The organism is Arthrobacter sp. ZGTC131, from assembly GCF_002929275.1.
In the GTDB taxonomy this organism is placed as follows: domain Bacteria; phylum Actinomycetota; class Actinomycetes; order Actinomycetales; family Micrococcaceae; genus Arthrobacter.
Genome location: NZ_PJIK01000002.1, coordinates 21,551 through 39,090 on the forward strand (window position 1 = coordinate 21,551; position 17,540 = coordinate 39,090).

Consider the following 17,540-nt stretch of genomic DNA (forward strand, 5'->3'; position numbering starts at 1 on the left):
ATTGGCCGTCTTTCTGCACAAAGAGAGGCAGAGAAGGCCCAACTAGTCAGGAGAAGAGCCGGGGTCGATGGCCACCGGCGAAGGGATGTGCTGAAGGGGTCCGCTCACCGGAACGTTGCCGGTCATCGGGAGGTACTCAAAAGGGCTGGACAGCCAGGCGGCGGAGGCCGCCGGGCCGCCCGAGGACTGTCCGCTGCCGGAACCCGAGGGCGAAGCCGGAAGGAGGGCTTCTGGAAGGTGCGTGCGTCCTCCTGCCGGCGATCCTCCGCCGGCAGGTAGGGCAGGGGAAGACCCCGGACTTTCACCGGAGCCTGAAGAACCCGAACCGGCAGGATTAGTCGAGGGCGCTCCGCTGGCACTCGTGGCCGCCACCAGGGAAACTGCCGGGAAGTATGCCGTGCCAGCACTTGTGCCGCCGACACTCGTGTCACCAGTTCTGGCGACCGGGGCATTCCCATGGGCAGGCAGTACCGCCGGAACCCGATCCGCAACTTCCTGAACGCCATCGACGACAACGTCGGTGATTGGCGTGACAACCGGCGTACTCAGAGCCGGTGTACCGGCCGTAAGGTCTGTAATCGGCTCGACGGGCAGGTCAACTGGCAGAGTGTCGGTCACGGGCACAGCAACGTTTTCCGCGATGTCCGCAACCGCGGTTTCAGCCACGGTAACCACCGGGTCAGTCACGGCGGCCACAGTGTCCACGGGAAGAATGTCCGCCACCGGCAACGCGCCGACGGCCGTGTCTACCGGTTTGGTGACCTCAGCGACGACGGGCACCCAGACCGTCCCAGCTACGGCTGTGACAGGCGTCGGCACGGGCACGGAAGAAATAGCGCCGGGTGCATCGGTGATGCGCTCCGTCATAGGAAGGCTTGCCGGATGCGGAGCGGCGGCAAAACGTTTCGGAGCATGAGCAGCGGGTGCTCCGCTGGCCGCGTTGCCAACGGCCTTGCCCACGCCGTTGCTGGCGGAAGACACCGTCGAGGTGATGCCGCCAAGTAAGGAAGGCTGTTCATGATGATTGTCAGCCTCGGCGGCAGGTGCTGAAAAGGCCATCCACGCCATGGCGGCGGCCCCAGCCAGCAAGACCGGACGCAGTGGGCGGAGCACAGACCAGGACAACCCAGCATTGGCCATGCTCAACACCCCCAAGTCACCGAATAAGTCGACGATACTCTACAGCCTAAGCCCGCCGCAAAGTGAGAGTCCAGAGCCAGAGGAATAAATCTTTCGATTCGATAAAGCCGTTTGAGAAGCCGCTGGCGGCCCTCAGTGGGCATCGTTCGGGTAGCTGACGCCGAGCTGCGCGCGCACGCCGTCGAACAGCCGCATGGTGTTGAGAGAGTCTTCCAGAGGCATGACCGGGCTCTCCGTCAAGCCCTGCTGGATGCACCTCGTTACCTCGCGAAGCTCGTAGGCGTAGCCCTGGCCGGCAACCTCGAAGTGCTCGGTTCGGGGAGCCTCCCGGCCGACCCCGATCACGAGCTGTTTGGGGTTGTTGATGGACCCCAGCGTCTGCAGATAGCCCAGGCTCCCGGCGACGGTGGCGGCTCGCGGTCCGTAGGCCAGTAAGGACGAGGTGAGCTGCGCCTGTGCTCCGTCGTGGTAGCCGAAAGTCAGCGCATTCTGGGCGTCGACGCCGTCGTCATTAACGGTGCCCATGGCACTGACCGCCTGCGGGAAGCCTAAGGTGCCCAGCGCCCACAGCAGCGGGTAGACGGTCAGATCGAGGAGTGCCCCGCCGCCGTCCTTGACCGCCCAGAGCCTGGCGGTGGGGGAGTACGGGGCGGGGAATCCCAGATCGGCGGTGACCCACTGCACGGTTCCGAGTTCGCCGGAACCGGCGATCTCGAATGCCCGCTGCATGCTGGGGAGAAAGCGACTCCACATGGCTTCCATCAGGAATAGGTTCTTTTCGCGGGCCACGGCAACAAGGTCCGCCGCCTCCCGGGCATTGATGGTGAAGGCCTTCTCGCAGAGGACATGCTTTCCGGCGTTCAGGGCGGCCAGCACCATCTGATGGTGCTGGGCGTGCGGCGTGGCCACGTAGACGACGTCCACCGAATCGTCGGCGAGGAGTCGCTCGTAACCTTCCTGTCCGCCGTCGGTCCCGTACGCCGTGGTGAAGCCGTACTCGGCGGCGAAGGTGTCAGCGGTGTGCTGCCTGCGCGAGCTGACGGCGTAAAGCTCGGCGTCGGCAAGCAGCGCAAGGTCCCGTGAAACGAGCGAGGCGATGCGCCCGGTGGCGATGAATCCCCACTTCAGCGGGTTTCCGGTGGCGGCTTGGGGATCCTGATTGCTCTGGCTGAACAGCCACGGCTTCGCGATAGGTGACGTCATGACGCCATCCTCTCATCCTGGTGGGAGAGAATTGGGGGTTTGCCGGTGGGAAGTGGGAGAGCGTTGGGGGTTTGCCGGTGGGAAGTGGGAGAGCGTTGGGGGTTTGCCGGTGGGAAGTGGGAGAGCGTTGGGGGTTTGGCGGTGGGAGGTGGGAGAGCGTTGGGGATTGCGGCCGGCGGTGCGGGGAAGTTGGACCTCCCGCACCGCCCGCCGCGAACTCACTTACGCCGCCCCGCGGATCATACCGCTGCCGGGACCGCAGCCCGGTTGCGGGCGGGCTCCTCGGTCAGTTTGCCCTGCTGCAGCCTGAACCTGCGGTCCGTCTTGTTGGCCAGGGAGCGGTCGTGCGTGACCACCAGGATGGTGGTGTTGTGGTCCCGGCTGAGCGAATTGAGCAGCTCGATGATGTGCTCGCCGGTCTGTTCGTCCAGGTTGCCCGTGGGCTCATCGGCCAGGATCAGCTTGGGTTCATTGGCCAGCGCCCGGGCAATGGCGACCCGCTGCTGCTCGCCGCCCGAGAGCCGGTTGATGCGCCGCACGTGCTTGTCCGGGTCGAGCTGCACCTGCTCGAGCAATTCGCGCGCCCGCTGGGACCGTGCTGCCTTGCGGACGCCGGCGAACTCCATGGGAAGCATCACGTTGTCCAGTCCGGACAAGTTGGGGATCAGGTTGAACTGCTGGGACACGAAGCCGATGTCCCGGCGCCGGTATTCCGTCAGCTTGCCGTCCGGCATGCCGGCGAGGCTGACGCCGTTGACGACGATGTCTCCGCTGGTGGGTTTGTCCAGCGCGCCCAGGAGGGACAACAGGGTGCTTTTGCCGCTGCCGCTTTTGCCCACGATGGACGCCAGCGTGCCCTGCTCCAGCTCGAAGCTGACGTCGTTGACGGGTTTGATGGTTCGGTCGCCGGACTTGAAGGCGCGGACGAGGTTCTTGACTTCAATCATGGCTATTCTCCTCGGAGGACTTCGATGGGTCGGATGCGGGCGGTCAGCAGGGCCGGAACCAGCGCGCCGATGATGGCGACGCCGAACACTGCGGCGATGCCCGCGGCGATGACGCCGGGGGACGCACTCGCCGTGACGGACGTGAGCAGCTGCGAGGCGCCGCCGAGGGGGCCGCCCTGGCCCGGAACGCCGCCCGGAAAGCCGCCGGCAGCGCCCGCGAACCCGGGGCCACGCTGGCCGGTGGTGGCCGTCGTCGTGCTCGTGCTGGAACTGACCAGCGCGGAGGCGACGCCGCCGCTGGCGAACGATGCGATGGCGGCACCCACGACGCTGCCGAGCGCCACCAGGACCAGCGCCTCGAGAACGAACTGCAGACCGATGGTCCGGTTGGGTGCGCCGATGGCCTTCAGCACGCCGATTTCGCGGCGGCGCTCGCGGACCAGCATGACCATGATCAGCAGGATGATGAGTCCGGCCGTGCCCAACGCCGCGATGAAGGCAACCAGGGAGATGTTCTTGACGCTGTCCAGCGAGCTGACCGCGGTTTCGAGGTTGCGCTGGCCCTGGGTGACATCGGCCTTGTCGGTGCCGAGGGCTGACTGCAGCGCGGTTTTGGTGGAGTCGACGTTCTCCATGCTGTTGACTGTGACGATCATGGTGGAGAGTTCCCCGGGCAGCCCGGCCAGCGTCTGGGCCGCCGGAAGCGTGACGTACAAGGCGTTGTTGCCGAACGTCGTGCCGGCGTCAAACAGGCCGGCCACCGTGAAGGTCTTGTTGTTGATGGTGAACGTGGCGCCCACCTTGAGGTTGTTCTTTTCGGCGAGCGTGGTGCCGAGCAGGGCCCTGGTGGAATCCGCGGTGTAGTCGCCGAGGCCGGTGCCTTCCGTCAGTTCGAGGGCCTTTCCGGTGCTGTCCACTTCGGCGCCGATGCCGGTGGCCGTGATCGGCAGGGACCGTGCCGGTTGCGTGGTTCCGGTTGTCCCGGTGGTTCCTTCGCTGGCCTGGTTGCGGTTGCCGAGGGTTCCGGCGTCGACGGCGGCCGTGAGGCTGGTGGTGAGCGTCGTGGTGGGCTGCCCGCCAGGACCGCCCTGGCCTCCCGGTCCACCTGCCTGGCCGGCGGCCGCCTGGGCAGCCGCTTCGGCGGCGTTGCGGAGGCGCAGGGCCTTCGTTCCTACGACGGCGGTCACGTTGGGTACGTCGGCGGCGGTGGCCGCCTGCTCGGCGGTCAGCGGCTCGCCGCCGCCTTCGAATCCCTGGCCGCCGGCCGGGTTGACCGTCAGCACGGTCCCCACCGAAGCGTTCAGCTCCTGGACTTTTGCATCCACGGCCTGATTGGCCACGAGCATAGCCAGGGCCAGCCCGATCGCTACGGCCAGCACAGCCACCACGGCCGCCGTTCTGACCTTGTTTCTAAAGGCATTGCCTACACTTCGGGCGAGGACGCTCACTGCACTCCTTGGGATCACGCGCCGGCGGATTGGCCGGCTTCTGATCCCACACTGGTCCCCGCTGCTGTGTGGGAAACCGGCCAAAGCTATGTTTGCGCTGTGAAGGGCCCCGCTCCGGAGAAACGGCCCGTCAAACGGGCCGCGAGAAGCGGACTCCAGACGCCAAGATCCCCGGCCCTCCCTCGCGGGGGAGCCGGGGATCTTGGATGTTAGCGTCCGGGACGTTACTTGGTGATCGGTCCGAGTACCGGATCGTCCACGTAAGCCGTCTTGACGTTTTCCTTGGTCACGATGACCGGCTCCAGCAAGAAGGCCGGAACGGTCTTGACCTTGTTGTTGTAGGACTTGTCGTCGTTGATCTCGGGCATCTTGCCGGCCTGGACGTCCTTGACCATGGTGATCGCGTGCTCAACCAGCTTGCGGGTGTCCTTGTTGATGGTGGAGTACTGCTCGCCCGCCATGATGGACTTCACCGATTGAACTTCCGAGTCCTGGCCGGTGATGACTGGCGTCGGCTTGCCGGCGGCCTTGACGGAGGTCAGGATGGCGCGGGCCAGGAGGTCGTTCGGGGAAAGAACGCCATCCAGCGGGGCGCTGCCGTAGGAGCCGCTCAGCAGCGTGTCAGCGCGGCGCTGGGCGTTTTCAGACTTCCAGGCCTGGGTGACGGCCTGTTCGAAGGAAGTCTGGCCGGAGAGCACCTTGAGCGTGCCGTCGTCGATCTTCGGCTTCAGGACGCTCATGGCGCCGTCGAAGAAGACCTTCGCGTTGGCGTCATCGGGGGAGCCTGCGAACAGTTCAATGTTGTACGGCCCGGACGGCTTTTTGGCCTTCAAGCCTTCCAGCAGGGCCTGGCCCTGAAGCTCGCCCACCTTGAAGTTGTCGTAGGCCACGTAGTAGTCGACGTCGTTGGTGTTCAGCAGCAGCCGGTCGTAGGCGATGATGGTCGCGCCGTTGTCCTTGGCCTGCTTGAGCTGGGTGCCGAGCTGGGCGCCGTCGATGGCACCCACAATGATGACCTTGGCGCCCTTGGTGATCATGGCGCTGATCTGGTTCTGCTGCTCCGAGACGCCGCCGTTGGCGAACTGAACGTCCGGCTTGAAGCCGGCCTCCTTGAGGCCGTCGTTGAACAGCTTCTCCGCCAGAACCCAGTTTTCGCTGGTCTTCTGGGGGAGTGCGACGCCGATCGAGGAGTCCTTGGGGAATGCCTCGCCGCCCGCGGTGCCACCGCCCGTTGTACCGGGGTCGGTACGGCCGCAGGCTGTCAGCGCCAGTGCCGCAATGGCGGCGATTGCTGCCGCCTTTCCTGCTTTACCAATCATTCGCATTGCTTGGTTCACTTTCTATAGGGGTGGGAAATGCATCCGGGGGAGGTGCGTGCTCAGGATTCCCGGGAGATGGTTTCTTTGGTCGAGGTGACTTCGTCCGGCTGGAGCGGTGTGCCTCCGCTGGGGCGGTTGAAGCTCTGGGTCAGCATGCCGATGATGGACCTCTTGCCCTGGGACTTGTTGTAGACGTCGAATGCCACGGCGATCAGCAGGACCAGGCCCTTGATGATCTGGGTGAGGTCGGCGCCGACGCCGAGCAGCTGCAGGCCGTTGTTCAGCACGGCCATCACCAGGCCGCCGACGATCGAGCCGATCACGGTGCCCACGCCGCCGGTCACGGCGGCGCCGCCGATGAACACGGCCGCGATGGCGTCCAGTTCCCAGCCGACGCCGTCGAACGGGCCAGAGGCCGTGGAACGGCCGACGAAGATCATGCCGGCCAGGCCGGAAAGGATGGCCATGTTCATCATGACCAGGAAGTTGACCTTCTTGGACTGGACGCCGGAGAGCTCTGCGGCGTGGCGGTTTCCGCCTACTGCATAGACGTGGCGGCCCACGACGGTTTTGGAGGAGATGAAGCCGTAGATGAGGACCAGGACGGCCAGGATCAGGCCGGGGATCGGGAAGGACGTTCCGGGGCGGCCCGTGGCGAACAGGTAGGTGGCGTAGAGGATGGCGCCGCAGATCAGCACCAGCTTGGTGACGACCACCCAGCCCTCGGGAACCTCGGCGCCGAGCGCCTTGGCGGTGCGGCGGGCGCGGAGTTCGCTGAAGACCACGAAGGCGACGCCGAGCAGGCCGAGCAGCAGTGTGAGGTTGTTAAAGCCGGTGTTCGGGCCGACTTCGGGAAGGTAGCCGGAGCCGATGTACTGGAAGTCCGCGGGGACGGGGATGGTGTTGGACTTGCCGACGAACTGGTTGAAACCGCGGAACAGCAGCATGCCGGCGAGCGTCACGATGAACGCAGGGATTCCCACGTACGCCGTCCAGAACCCTTGCCAGACGCCGATCAGGGCTCCGAGCCCAAGTCCGAGCAGGATGCCCGCCCACCAGGGGATGCCCCAGTCCCTGATGGCCAGCGCCACCGTCACGCCGACGAACGCCGCCACGGAACCGACCGAGAGGTCGATGTGCCCGGCGATGATGACCAGCACCATGCCGATGGCCAGGATCAGGATGTAGGAGTTGCCGTTGAAGAGGTTGATGACGTTGCCGGGGGTGAGGGTGCGGCCCTCGGTGGCAATTTGGAAGAAGACGATCAGTGCAACCAGGGCGAAGATCATGCCGAATTGGCGGGTGTTGCCGCCAAAGAGCTTCTTGAGCGCGTTCATTGTGTCAGTCCTTGTTCTGGAAGGTTCTGGAGGATTCCAGAGGGTCAGGCGGTTTTTCGTGCGGAAGTCATAAGTTTCATGAGGCTTTCCTGGCTGGCTTCGTCTTTGTCCACGACGCCCGTGATGGCGCCTTCGAAGATGGTGTAGATGCGGTCGGAAAGGCCGAGCAGCTCAGGGAGTTCGGAGGAGATGACGATGACTGCCTTGCCCTGGTTGGCCAGCTGCTGGATGATGCCGTAGATCTCGTACTTGGCGCCGACGTCGATGCCGCGGGTGGGTTCGTCCAGGATCAGCAGGTCAGGGTCGGTGAACATCCACTTGGCCAGAACCACCTTCTGCTGATTGCCGCCGGAGAGCTTGGCCACGCCTTCCTCCACGGAGGGCGTCTTGGTGCGCAGCGATTTGCGGTACTGCTCGGCCACGGTGAATTCCTTATTGGCATCCACCACGAAGTGCCTGCTGATCTTGTGCAGCGCCGCCGAAACGGTGGTGGTCTTGATGTCATCCAGGAGGTTCAGGCCCAGGGACTTCCGGTCCTCGGTGACGTAGCCGAGGCCGGCGTCGATGGCCTGCTTGACGCTCTTGAGCTGGAGTTCCTTGCCGTTCTTGTAGATGCTGCCGGTGATGAAGCGGCCGTAGGAACGGCCGAACACGGAGCGTGCCAGTTCGGTGCGACCGGCTCCCATGAGTCCGGCGAAGCCCACGATCTCGCCGCGGCGGACGAAGAAGTTGGAGCCTTTGCAGACCAGGCGGTCCTGCACCTGCGGATGCCCGACGGTCCAGTTCTTGACCTCGAACAGCACCTCGCCGATCTTCGGCACGTGGGCCGGGAAGCGGGACTCCAGCGTGCGCCCGACCATGCCCTTGATGATGCGGTCCTCGTCAACGCCGTCGGCCTTCACGTCGAGGGTCTCAATCGCCTTGCCGTCGCGGATGATGGTGATGGAATCCGCGATCTGCTCGATCTCGTTGAGCTTGTGAGAAATGATGATGGACGTGATGCCGCGGCCCTTCAGCCCCAGCATCAGGTCCAGCAGGTGCTGGGAGTCGGACTCATTCAGCGCCGCGGTGGGCTCGTCCAGGATCAGCAGTTTCACGGACTTGCTCAAGGCCTTGGCGATTTCCACGAGCTGCTGCTTGCCGACGCCGATTTCCTTCACGGGGGTATCCGGGTTCTCCCGCAGTCCCACGCGGGCGAGCAGCTCGCGGGTCCGTGTGCGGGCCTCGGCCCAGTCGATCACGCCCCGCTTGACGGGTTCGTTGCCCAGGAAGATGTTCTCGGTAATGGACAGTTCCGGGATCAGCGCCAGTTCCTGGTGGATGATCACGATGCCCGCATGCTCGCTGGCCCGGATGTCCTTGAACTGCTGGACCTCGGCCTGGTACACGATGTCGCCCGTGTAGGTGCCGTACGGATAGACACCGGAGAGCACCTTCATCAGGGTGGACTTTCCCGCGCCGTTCTCCCCGCAGATCGCGTGGATCTCGCCGGCCTTCACCCTGAGGCTCACATCGGCCAATGCTTTAACGCCGGGGAATTCCTTGGTGATGGAACGCATCTCGAGGATTACCGGATCGCCTTGCGTGTCGAGGGACGTCATTTGCCCTTACGCCTCCAATGCGTGACTTCGTTGTCTGCCCTGCAATCCGCAGGGCCGTCTGATGAAAAAGTAAACTGGATCACAGCCCTTGTCGTCAAGTCTTTAACGCAACAGGCAGATAACAAAAAGCTTACGAGCGCCGGATTCCGGCATGTTGGAAGACCAGGGCTGCGGCGCCCAAGGCCTCGGCGCGGTCGCCCAAAGAGGACATTGTCAGGGTGGTGGTTTCCCCGATGACGGGAACTGCATGCCGCACAAGGCCCCGCCGGACGGGGTCCAGCAGAAGCTCGCCCAGACCGGCAAGCGGTCCTCCCACCACAATCACTTCCGGGTTGATCAGGTTGGCCACATTGCCCAGCGCCCGGCCCACCGCCAGGCCGGCGTCATCCACGACACGTAGGGTCGCGGCGTCCCTTGCCAGCGCTTTGCGGACGATGTCCGCGGGTGCCAGCGGCCGTTCCTCGCCCCGGCTCAGCAGCTCGATCATGGTGGTGGTGGAGGCGATGGTCTCGAGGCAGCCCCGGTTGCCGCAGCGGCAGATCAGGCCGTGCTCATGGATGGTGGCGTGGCCGATTTCGCCGGTGATCCCCACGCTGCCGTAGTACGGGGCGCCGTTGAGGATCAGGCCGGCGCCGATGCCCGAACCGATCTTGAGGAACATCAGGTTGCTGACGCCGCTGTGCGGGCCCCACGTGACCTCGGACAGCGCTCCCAGATTGGCGTCGTTGTCAATGAATACCGGGAATTGCAGCGTGTTTTCGAGGTGCTGCAGGATGTTGATGCCCACCCATTCGGGGAGGATGGCGCCCTGCGCCACGGTGCCCGTCCGGCGGTCGATGGGCCCGGGAATTCCGACGCCGGCACCCACCACGGCGCTGCGCTCCACGCCGCTGTCGGCGAGCAGTTTGGCCAGCAGCGTGACGGCGGCCTCGATGCCTTGGTCGGCATGGTGCCCGAGGGGAAGCAGGACGGATTCCTCGGCGATGATGTGGTAGCTGAGCGAGGCGAGCACCACGCGGAGGTGCCTGCGGCCGAAGTCGATTCCCACGGCCACGGCGCCGTTGCTGTTAAGGCGGACGTTGAGCGCCCGCCGCCCCGAACTGGTGATCGGTTCAGTGGACGCCAGGCCGGAGTCCTGCATGATTTTGACGATGTTGGACACCGTCGCGGTGGACAAGCCGGTTTGCCGGGCGAGCTCCGCTTGGGTGGACGGGCCGTTGAGGAGGCATTCGATGATCCGCTGCTGGTTGAGGTGCCTAAGCGCGGACTGCGATCCGGGGTTTTTGGTTCGGCTCCTCGTTGAGCGCGATGTTGAGGGCATGCTATGAAGATTGCCCTATTGGCTCTTTGTAGTCAAGAAGTTAACGCAACGCTTGCGTCGCCGCGGTTTTGGGCTCTCTGGACGATCTGTCCCGCTGGCCGGGCCTTCAGGTGCAAATAGACCGGCGCGCGTGGCGGGCCCCGCGGATACGCTGAGGGGACGGCCCGGTGTTGGGCGGGCGTTCACGAAGATTCGAGGTGATCAAGGTGCTCCTGGCGCTGTTGCAGGCAAACGCCGCTGTTTTGGATATCGAACGGAACTGCCGGGCCATTGACGAGGCTGCCCGGAAAGCCGCGGAAGCCGGAGCCGGCGTGCTGCTGACTCCCGAACTCTTTCCCGTGGGGTATGCGCCGCTGCGGATCCGCACGGAGCTGAATCCGGCCGTTCTTCCGGCCATCCGCAGCATGTTGGCGGAGATCGCCGCCCGTCACCGGATCGCGCTGGTCTACAGCCTGCCGGCGGTCACGCCCGGAGGGCAGTGGCAGATCACCGCCACGCTACTCGGCGATCGGGGGGATGAACTACTCACCTACGCGAAGGTGCATTTGTTCGGGCCGGAGGAGCGCAACGCGTTCAGCCCCGCAGAAGCAGCCCCCGCCGTCGTCGATCTGGCCGGTATCAGGGCATCGCTGGCCATTTGCTATGACGTGGAATTTCCCGAGGTTGTGCGCGCAGCCGCCGCCCGCGGCGCCGAGCTGCTTCTGGCTCCCACCGCGCTGGCGCACGGATTCGACGCCGTTCCCCAGGTCCTGTTGCGCGCCCGGGCGCTGGAGAGCCAGCTGACCGTGGCCTACGCCAACCATTCGGGCGCGGAGGACGGCTGCGAGTTCCTGGGCGGAAGCGTCATCGCCGCGCCGGACGGGTCGCTGCTGGCGGCGGCGGGCACCGGTCCGGAGCTGCTGTTCGCCGAGGTCTGCGCGGACGCTGCCCGGAACGCGAGGGCGGTTGTGCCCTACCTCGAGGACCGGCGCCCCGCTGTTTACCGGTCCTGGGAAGACGGCCTGGCCGGGGACGGCTCCGCCGGGGGCTGAGCCGGCGAATGGGCGGTGCCGGAAGGGCCGGCCGGCGGCAGCTCATCCGCATACTGCAGCGCAATCCACAGTTCCGCCCGCACCTGTGCCTCGTTGAGGTCCATGTCCAACAGCTCCGCCACCGCGTTGACCTGGCGCCGGACGCTGTTGCGGTGCAGCCCGAGCACCTTGGCGGTGGCGTCCCAGTTACCGTTTTCGCCCAGCCAGGACTTCAGCACCGAGAGCTGGGCGCGGCGGCGGTCGGCGTCCTGGCTGAGCAGCGGCTCCAGGAGCCGGCCCGCCAGCATGGTGCCGGCCTCGCGCCCCAGCAGCCCCGTCACAGTCCAGCTGACTTCGCCCACCCGCGCACTCTTACCGGTGCTCTGGACCCGGGAGCGCAGTGACGTCACGCGCTGGTAGGCGCCGCTCAGGCCGGCCAGCTCGGTGGCATCGCCGATCACCAGGCGCCAGCCGAGCTTTTCTATCTCGGCCAGCAACGCGTCATCCACTTTCAGCCTGGTGATCGCCGCGAACCCGTAGTCGGTGATTTCCACGAGCTTGGTGTCGAACAGCCGCCGCCACTGCAGCAGTTCGCGCACCGGGCTGTCGCCGGCCGGCCACATCGCCTGGTCCGCCTTGACGCCCTGGACCACCCGAAGCGGGGCCGAGCGGGTGGACGAGGTGCTCTGGGCCAGCAGGTCCCGGAGCCCGTTGATGTGCCGCGTTCCGCCGCTGGCCACGCTGTCCGGGTGCAGCAGCAGCGCCGTGGCCAGCTGGCTTGGCGCCAGGGAACCGCTGGTCCGCTGCCGGACCAGGAGTTCCAAGAGGCCGACGGCGGATGACACCACGCTGTTCTGCGCCGGAGTCAGCGGCGCGTCGGTACCCAGGACCAGGGCCCCAAGGTTGGCGTCGCGGGTGCTGCGCAGCGGATGCCCGAAGACTAGCGCGGACCCCGCGACGTCGAAGGAGTCCATCTCCACCCGGGGCCCGCTCCCGCCCAGAAGGCGGTCCAGGATCGGCTGGAGCACGGGAAGCTCGACGCCGGAGCCCGCCCGGGCGCGGACCCGTCCGTCCGCGCCCACCAGCACCGCCCACACAGGCACCCGTTGGGTCAGCGCTGCCAGGAGTTCGTGCTCGGGCCGGGCGGACAGCACGGCACGCATCAGCTGCCTGTTGGTGTCGGCCAGGTGCCGGAACAATTTGGCGTTGTCCGACTCCAGGAGCTGGGAGAACTCGAGCCCGATCGCCGCGAACGGAACCGTGTTGGGCACCTCCACGAGGGTCAGGTTGTGCCTGACGCAGGCCTCCACCAGGGTGTCCGGCACGGCGTCGAAGTACGGGTCGAGCCCGAATCCTAGTGCCCCCACCCGGGCCTGGACGAGCCGCCGCACGTAGGCGTCAACCCGGTCCGCGTCGCCGGCCTCGCCCACGAATGGCAGCCCGGCCGTCAGGAGGAACTCGCCGTCGAGCAGGTAGGGGGTGGGGTCCTCCAGCTCGCTGGGCTCTACCCAGCGCAACAGGCCGGAACCGTTGCCGCCGTCGTGAATCACCTTCAACTCCGGCGGCAACTTCGCCAGGAACTGTTCCAGGGTGACGACGCTCAGGCGCTCGGCGCCGGTTGTGGCCTCAGCCGACATGCGGCACACCGTCCCGGGGATCCTCGTAATCCGGGCACTCGTAGGCCCGGGGGAGGCGCGGGGCAATCCTGTTGATGATTTCGTCGCCGTGGCTGCCGATCGCGGCGCCCCATTCGTCCGCGCTGGCCGCACCGGTGCCCGGATCGCCAAACAGCACAGCTGCGTCGCCCACGCAGACGCCGCCCGAGTCCGCTCGCAGGTCCACCATGAACTGGTCCATGCACACCTTGCCGATCACGGGAACCCGCCTGCCCCCGATCCGGACGATGCTCCTGCCGGAAATGCCCTTCGGAATGCCGTCCGCGTAGCCGAGCGGGATCAGCCCCAGGAAACGTGCCTCGTGGGTGATGGCCTGGTGCTCGTAGCTCACCCCGGTGCCCGCCGGGACTTTCTTCACCAGCACCACGGGCGCCGTCACGGTCAGGGCCGGGCGAAGCCCGTAATCCGCCGGGTCAAGGTGGTCAGCCGGGGCCAGTCCGTAGATGGCCAGGCCCGCCCGGACCATGTCGAACGCAAATTCTGGGCGGTCCAGGATGTTGGCGGAACTGGAAACATGCCTCAGCTGCGGGTCCAGTCCGGCCCGCCGGGCCTGGCGGACGGCTTCCTCAAAAACCGCCACGGCCGCGGCGTTGCCAGGGTGGGCGGGAACATCGGCCCAGGCCAGATGCGTCCAGACGCCTCTTACCGAAAGCGTTCCGGCAACCTCGGCGGCGCGTGCGGCGGCCACGAGGTCCGGCCAGTCCTCGGCCCGTGCGCCGCCCCGGCTCAGGCCGCTGTCCAATTCGAGGTGGACAGCGGCCGGCCGTCCCAGCGACCGGGCGATGCCCGCCACCACATCCAGCTGGGCGGTGCTGCCGAGCGACATGTCGACGTCGTTGTCTACCGCTTCGCGGATGATGTCGCTGGACGCCGAGGCGAGGTACAGCCATGAAAGAACCGGGGCTGTGATGCCGGCGCGGCGCAAGGCGAGGGCCTCGGTGAGCTGGGCCGTCCCGAGCCAGTCGGCGCCGGCCGCAAGGGCTGCCTGTGCCACGTCCACGAGCCCGTGGCCGTAGGCGTTGCCCTTCACCACCGCCATGAAATGCGCTGCGGAGGTGAGTGCCCGGAGGGCCCGGACATTGTCGGAAATCGCGGACAGATCAACGCTGACCTGGCCGGAAAGCACCATGTTCGGGGTGCCTGCCTGTTGTGCATTACGTCTCATGCCAGAACACTATAGGGCATTTTGCACAACCGTGAGAGGTGGCTCACACGCCTAGTCTGAGATGAGGGGAATCGCAACTACTCACGAACGGACGTCAACGATGACTGTGCCCACGTACACAGAACAGCGGCCGGCAGCGCCGGCCGGCCGGCCCGGCCTGGCCGCGCAGCTGCTGCGCCGCAAGCCGATCGGACAGATGGTCAATGAAGCCGAAACGGGCCACGGCGGAACCCGCCTGGTCCGCAGCTTCGGCGTCCTGCAGCTGACGATGATCAGCGTGGGCGCCACCCTGGGAACCGGCATCCTGGTGATCCTTGGCGAATCGGTTCCGCTGGCCGGGCCCGCCATCTGGATCTCCTTCGCCATTGCCGGCTTCGCGGCCCTGCTCTCCGCCGTGTCCTACGCCGAGATGGCCGGCCTGGTGCCGGTGGCGGGCTCCAGCTATTCCTACAGCTACGCCACCCTGGGTGAGGGCATGGCCTGGATCTGCGGCTGGTGCCTCGTGCTGGAGTACGCCGTCTCGGTGGCGGCCGTCGCCGTCGGGGCCGGACAGTACGTCAACGAGACGCTCGCGGTGTTCGGCCAGGTCCTGCCGGACTCCATCTCCCAGCCGCCCGGTGACGGCGGCGGCATCATGAACATCCCGGCCATGGTCATTGTGGTGCTGGCCATGATCCTGCTGGTGCGCGGTGCCAAGGAAAGCGCCTGGGTCAACACCGCCATCGTGGTGGTGAAGGTGGGAATCCTGATCTTCTTCTGCGCCGTGGCCTTCACTGCCTTCAACGCGGGCAACTTCGAGCCCCTCCTGCCCATGGGCGCTGCCGGCGTTTCCGCCGCCGCCTCCAGCGTCTTCTTCTCTTACATCGGCTTCGATGCCGCCTCCACCGCGGGCGAGGAAGCCCGCAACCCCAAGCGGGACCTGCCCCGGGCCATCATGCTCTCCATGCTGATCGTCACCACCATCTACGTCCTGGTAGCCGTCGCCGCTGTTGGTGCCCGTCCCTGGGGATGGTTCGACGGCAACGAGGCAGCCCTCGTCAAGATTCTCGAGGAAACCACCGGGCAGCCCTGGATCGCCCTGGTCTTCGCCGTCGGTGCAGTCCTTGCCATCGCCAGCATCGTGCTGACCGTCCTGTACGGGCAGACCCGCATCCTTCTCTCCATGGCCCGCGACGGACTCATTCCCAAGGTCTTCGGCCGCGTCTCCAAGAGGACCGGCACGCCCGTTGCCGGCACCCTGATTGTCGGCGTCCTTGTGGCGCTGACGGCCGGCCTGGTTCCCCTGGGCGCCCTGGCCGATGCAACGAGCATCGGCACACTCTTTGCTTTCGCCCTGGTGAACGTGGCCGTCATCTACCTGCGCCGCACCCGGCCTGAGCTCACGCGGACCTTCCGGGTGCCGCTGTTCCCGCTGACCCCGATCCTGGGCGCGCTGATGTGTGCGTACCTCATGGTCAACCTCGGTGCCGACACCTGGGTGACCTTCGGGATCTGGATGCTCGTGGGACTCGCCGCCTACTTCGGCTACGGCCGCCGCCATTCCAGGGTGGCCGCGCTCAGCCAGGAGGAATACCGTGAACTATCCAGCCGTGAACTTTCCAGCACTCCCTCAATCCCCGAACCCTCAAAGGCAGACCTTTCATGACCATCGCTACCGAACTGCCGGCCTTCGATCCGTCCAGCACCTCCACCGGACCGTCACGGGAGGCGGCCGCCAGGCAGGACCTTGCCCCCATCACCATGCTGAATCCGGACTTCCCGTTCAGCTATGACCATTACCTCTCCCACCCGGACGGGCTGGGTTCCCTTCCGCCGGAACTGTACGGAACAGAAGTCGCGGTGGTGGGCGCTGGGCTGTCCGGACTGGTCACCGCCTACGAGCTGATGAGGCTCGGGCTGCGGCCCGTCGTCTACGAGGCCGACCAGATCGGCGGCCGCCTGCGCACGGCCAGCTTCCCGTCGGCCCCCGGCGTGGTGGCAGACCTGGGCGGCATGCGTTTCCCGGTATCCGGCAAGGCGTTCTACCACTACGTGGACCTGCTGGGACTCGACACCCAGGAGTTCCCCAACCCGCTGGCGCCCGCAACCTCCAGCACCGTGATCGAGCTCGCCGGGCAGAAGCACTACGCAACCACCTCCGCCGACCTTCCGCCGTTCTTCCGCGAAGTGGCCGACGCCTGGAAAGCCGCCGTGAACGACGGCGCCCGGTTCAGCGAGATGCAGGACGCCATCCGGGCGCGGGACACCGCCCGGATCAAGGAACTCTGGAATGAGCTCCTGCCGCTGCTGGACGAGCAGACGTTCTACGGCTTCATCGCCGGCAGCGAGTCGTTCAAGGAGGCGGGCTTTGCCCACCGCGAGGCGTTCGGCCAGGTGGGCTTCGGCACCGGCGGCTGGGATACGGACTTCCCCAACTCCATCCTCGAGATCCTGCGCGTCGTATATACCGACGCCGATGACCAGCACCGACTCATCGCCGGCGGAGCGCAACGGCTCCCGGAGGCACTGTGGCACCACGCGCCGTCGGGCATGGCCCACTGGCCGGAAGGAACGTCGCTGGCGTCACTGCACTCCGGCTCCCCGCGGGGTGCAGTGGACCGGATCAGCCGGGACGCCAACGGAGACCTCCGCCTCCGTGAGCGGTGGGGCCGCGAATCGTCCTACCCGGCAGTGGTCACCACCTGCCAGTCGTGGCTGCTGTCCACGCGAATCCACACGGAGGAGGCGCTGTTCCCCGCGGAGCTCTGGACGGCGATCGAGCGCTCGCACTACATGCAGTCCTCGAAGACGTTCGTCATGGTGGACCGGCCGTTCTGGAAGGACATCGACCCGGAAACCGGCCGCGAGGTGCTGTCCATGACGCTGACCGACCGGCTCAACCGCGCCACCTACCTCCTGGATAACGGCCCGGACCAGCCCGCCGTGATCCTGCTGTCCTACACGTGGAACGATGACGCGCTGAAGTGGCTGTCCCTCGACGCCGACCAGCGGGTGGAGCTCATGCTGCACTCACTCGAGCAGATCTACCCCGGTGTGGACATCGCCAGTCACATCGTGGGCCAGCCCATCACGGTCTCCTGGGAGGCGGACCCCAACTTCATGGGCGCCTTCAAGGCAAACCTGCCCGGGCACTACCGCTACCAGCAGCGCCTCTTCACCCACTTCAAGCAGGACCGCCTGCCGGAAAGCCAGCGCGGGATCTTCCTCGCCGGCGACGATGTCTCCTTCACCGCCGGCTGGGCCGAGGGTGCCGTGACCACGGGCTTGAATGCGGTGTGGGGCGTGGTGAACCACCTCGGCGGATCGTCCGCCGCCGGAAACCCCGGCCCCGGCGACCTGCTCGACGCGCTGGGACCTATCAGCCTGGACTAGC

General features: G+C 66.3%; 13 protein-coding genes. 3 read left to right on the plus strand and 10 right to left on the minus strand.

Annotated elements, in window-relative coordinates; genetic code table 11:
- Window positions 1-42 precede the first annotated feature (42 nt).
- The 8 genes from CXQ90_RS03210 to CXQ90_RS03245 form a co-directional block, all read right to left on the minus strand.
- Entirely contained in the window at window positions 43-867 is an 825-nt protein-coding gene (locus CXQ90_RS03210; protein WP_146068844.1) for a hypothetical protein, read from the minus strand.
- A 405-nt stretch (window positions 868-1,272) separates the two neighbouring features.
- Window positions 1,273-2,343 carry a Gfo/Idh/MocA family protein gene (locus CXQ90_RS03215; RefSeq protein WP_104136947.1) on the minus strand — a complete coding sequence of 357 codons (1,071 nt, stop codon included), beginning with the start codon at window positions 2,341-2,343 and terminating at the stop codon, window positions 1,273-1,275.
- Between the two features lie 239 nt (window positions 2,344-2,582).
- Window positions 2,583-3,290 (minus strand): ABC transporter ATP-binding protein, encoded by a 708-nt coding sequence (locus CXQ90_RS03220; protein WP_104136948.1) that lies wholly within the window; start codon window positions 3,288-3,290, stop codon window positions 2,583-2,585.
- A gap of 2 nt (window positions 3,291-3,292) precedes the next feature.
- Window positions 3,293-4,738, minus strand: coding sequence for an ABC transporter permease (locus CXQ90_RS03225; RefSeq protein ID WP_104136950.1), 1,446 nt, complete (start codon window positions 4,736-4,738; stop codon window positions 3,293-3,295).
- 224 nt (window positions 4,739-4,962) lie between these two features.
- Window positions 4,963-6,063: a sugar-binding protein gene (locus tag CXQ90_RS03230; protein WP_104136951.1), complete on the minus strand. Its 1,101-nt coding sequence runs from the start codon at window positions 6,061-6,063 to the stop codon at window positions 4,963-4,965.
- A gap of 53 nt (window positions 6,064-6,116) precedes the next feature.
- Complete coding sequence (mmsB, locus tag CXQ90_RS03235) at window positions 6,117-7,394, minus strand: multiple monosaccharide ABC transporter permease (RefSeq protein WP_104136953.1); 1,278 nt, start codon at window positions 7,392-7,394, stop codon at window positions 6,117-6,119.
- 44 nt (window positions 7,395-7,438) lie between these two features.
- Window positions 7,439-8,995, minus strand: coding sequence for a multiple monosaccharide ABC transporter ATP-binding protein (gene mmsA / locus CXQ90_RS03240; RefSeq protein ID WP_104136955.1), 1,557 nt, complete (start codon window positions 8,993-8,995; stop codon window positions 7,439-7,441).
- 130 nt (window positions 8,996-9,125) lie between these two features.
- On the minus strand, window positions 9,126-10,316 hold the full coding sequence (locus tag CXQ90_RS03245) for an ROK family transcriptional regulator (RefSeq protein ID WP_104136956.1): 1,191 nt from the start codon (window positions 10,314-10,316) through the stop codon (window positions 9,126-9,128).
- 197 nt (window positions 10,317-10,513) lie between these two features.
- Here CXQ90_RS03245 and CXQ90_RS03250 point away from each other — a divergent pair, with 197 nt between their 5' ends.
- Window positions 10,514-11,347, plus strand: a complete 834-nt coding sequence (locus tag CXQ90_RS03250; protein WP_308470539.1) for a nitrilase-related carbon-nitrogen hydrolase — start codon at window positions 10,514-10,516, stop codon at window positions 11,345-11,347.
- Here CXQ90_RS03250 and CXQ90_RS03255 read toward each other — a convergent pair.
- A complete protein-coding gene (locus CXQ90_RS03255; RefSeq protein WP_104136958.1) occupies window positions 11,296-12,963 on the minus strand; it encodes a PucR family transcriptional regulator in 1,668 nt (555 codons plus the stop codon). The genes CXQ90_RS03250 and CXQ90_RS03255 overlap by 52 nt on opposite strands.
- On the minus strand, window positions 12,953-14,167 hold the full coding sequence (gene alr / locus CXQ90_RS03260) for an alanine racemase (RefSeq protein ID WP_258064347.1): 1,215 nt from the start codon (window positions 14,165-14,167) through the stop codon (window positions 12,953-12,955). The genes CXQ90_RS03255 and alr overlap by 11 nt, the downstream gene beginning before the upstream one ends.
- A gap of 100 nt (window positions 14,168-14,267) precedes the next feature.
- On the opposite strand from alr, the gene CXQ90_RS03265 reads away from it, so the two are divergent.
- Complete coding sequence (locus tag CXQ90_RS03265; RefSeq protein ID WP_104136961.1) at window positions 14,268-15,812, plus strand: amino acid permease; 1,545 nt, start codon at window positions 14,268-14,270, stop codon at window positions 15,810-15,812.
- Entirely contained in the window at window positions 15,809-17,539 is a 1,731-nt protein-coding gene (locus CXQ90_RS03270) for an NAD(P)/FAD-dependent oxidoreductase (protein WP_181038406.1), read from the plus strand. The genes CXQ90_RS03265 and CXQ90_RS03270 overlap by 4 nt, the downstream gene beginning before the upstream one ends.
- The last annotated feature ends 1 nt before the right edge of the window (window position 17,540 follow it).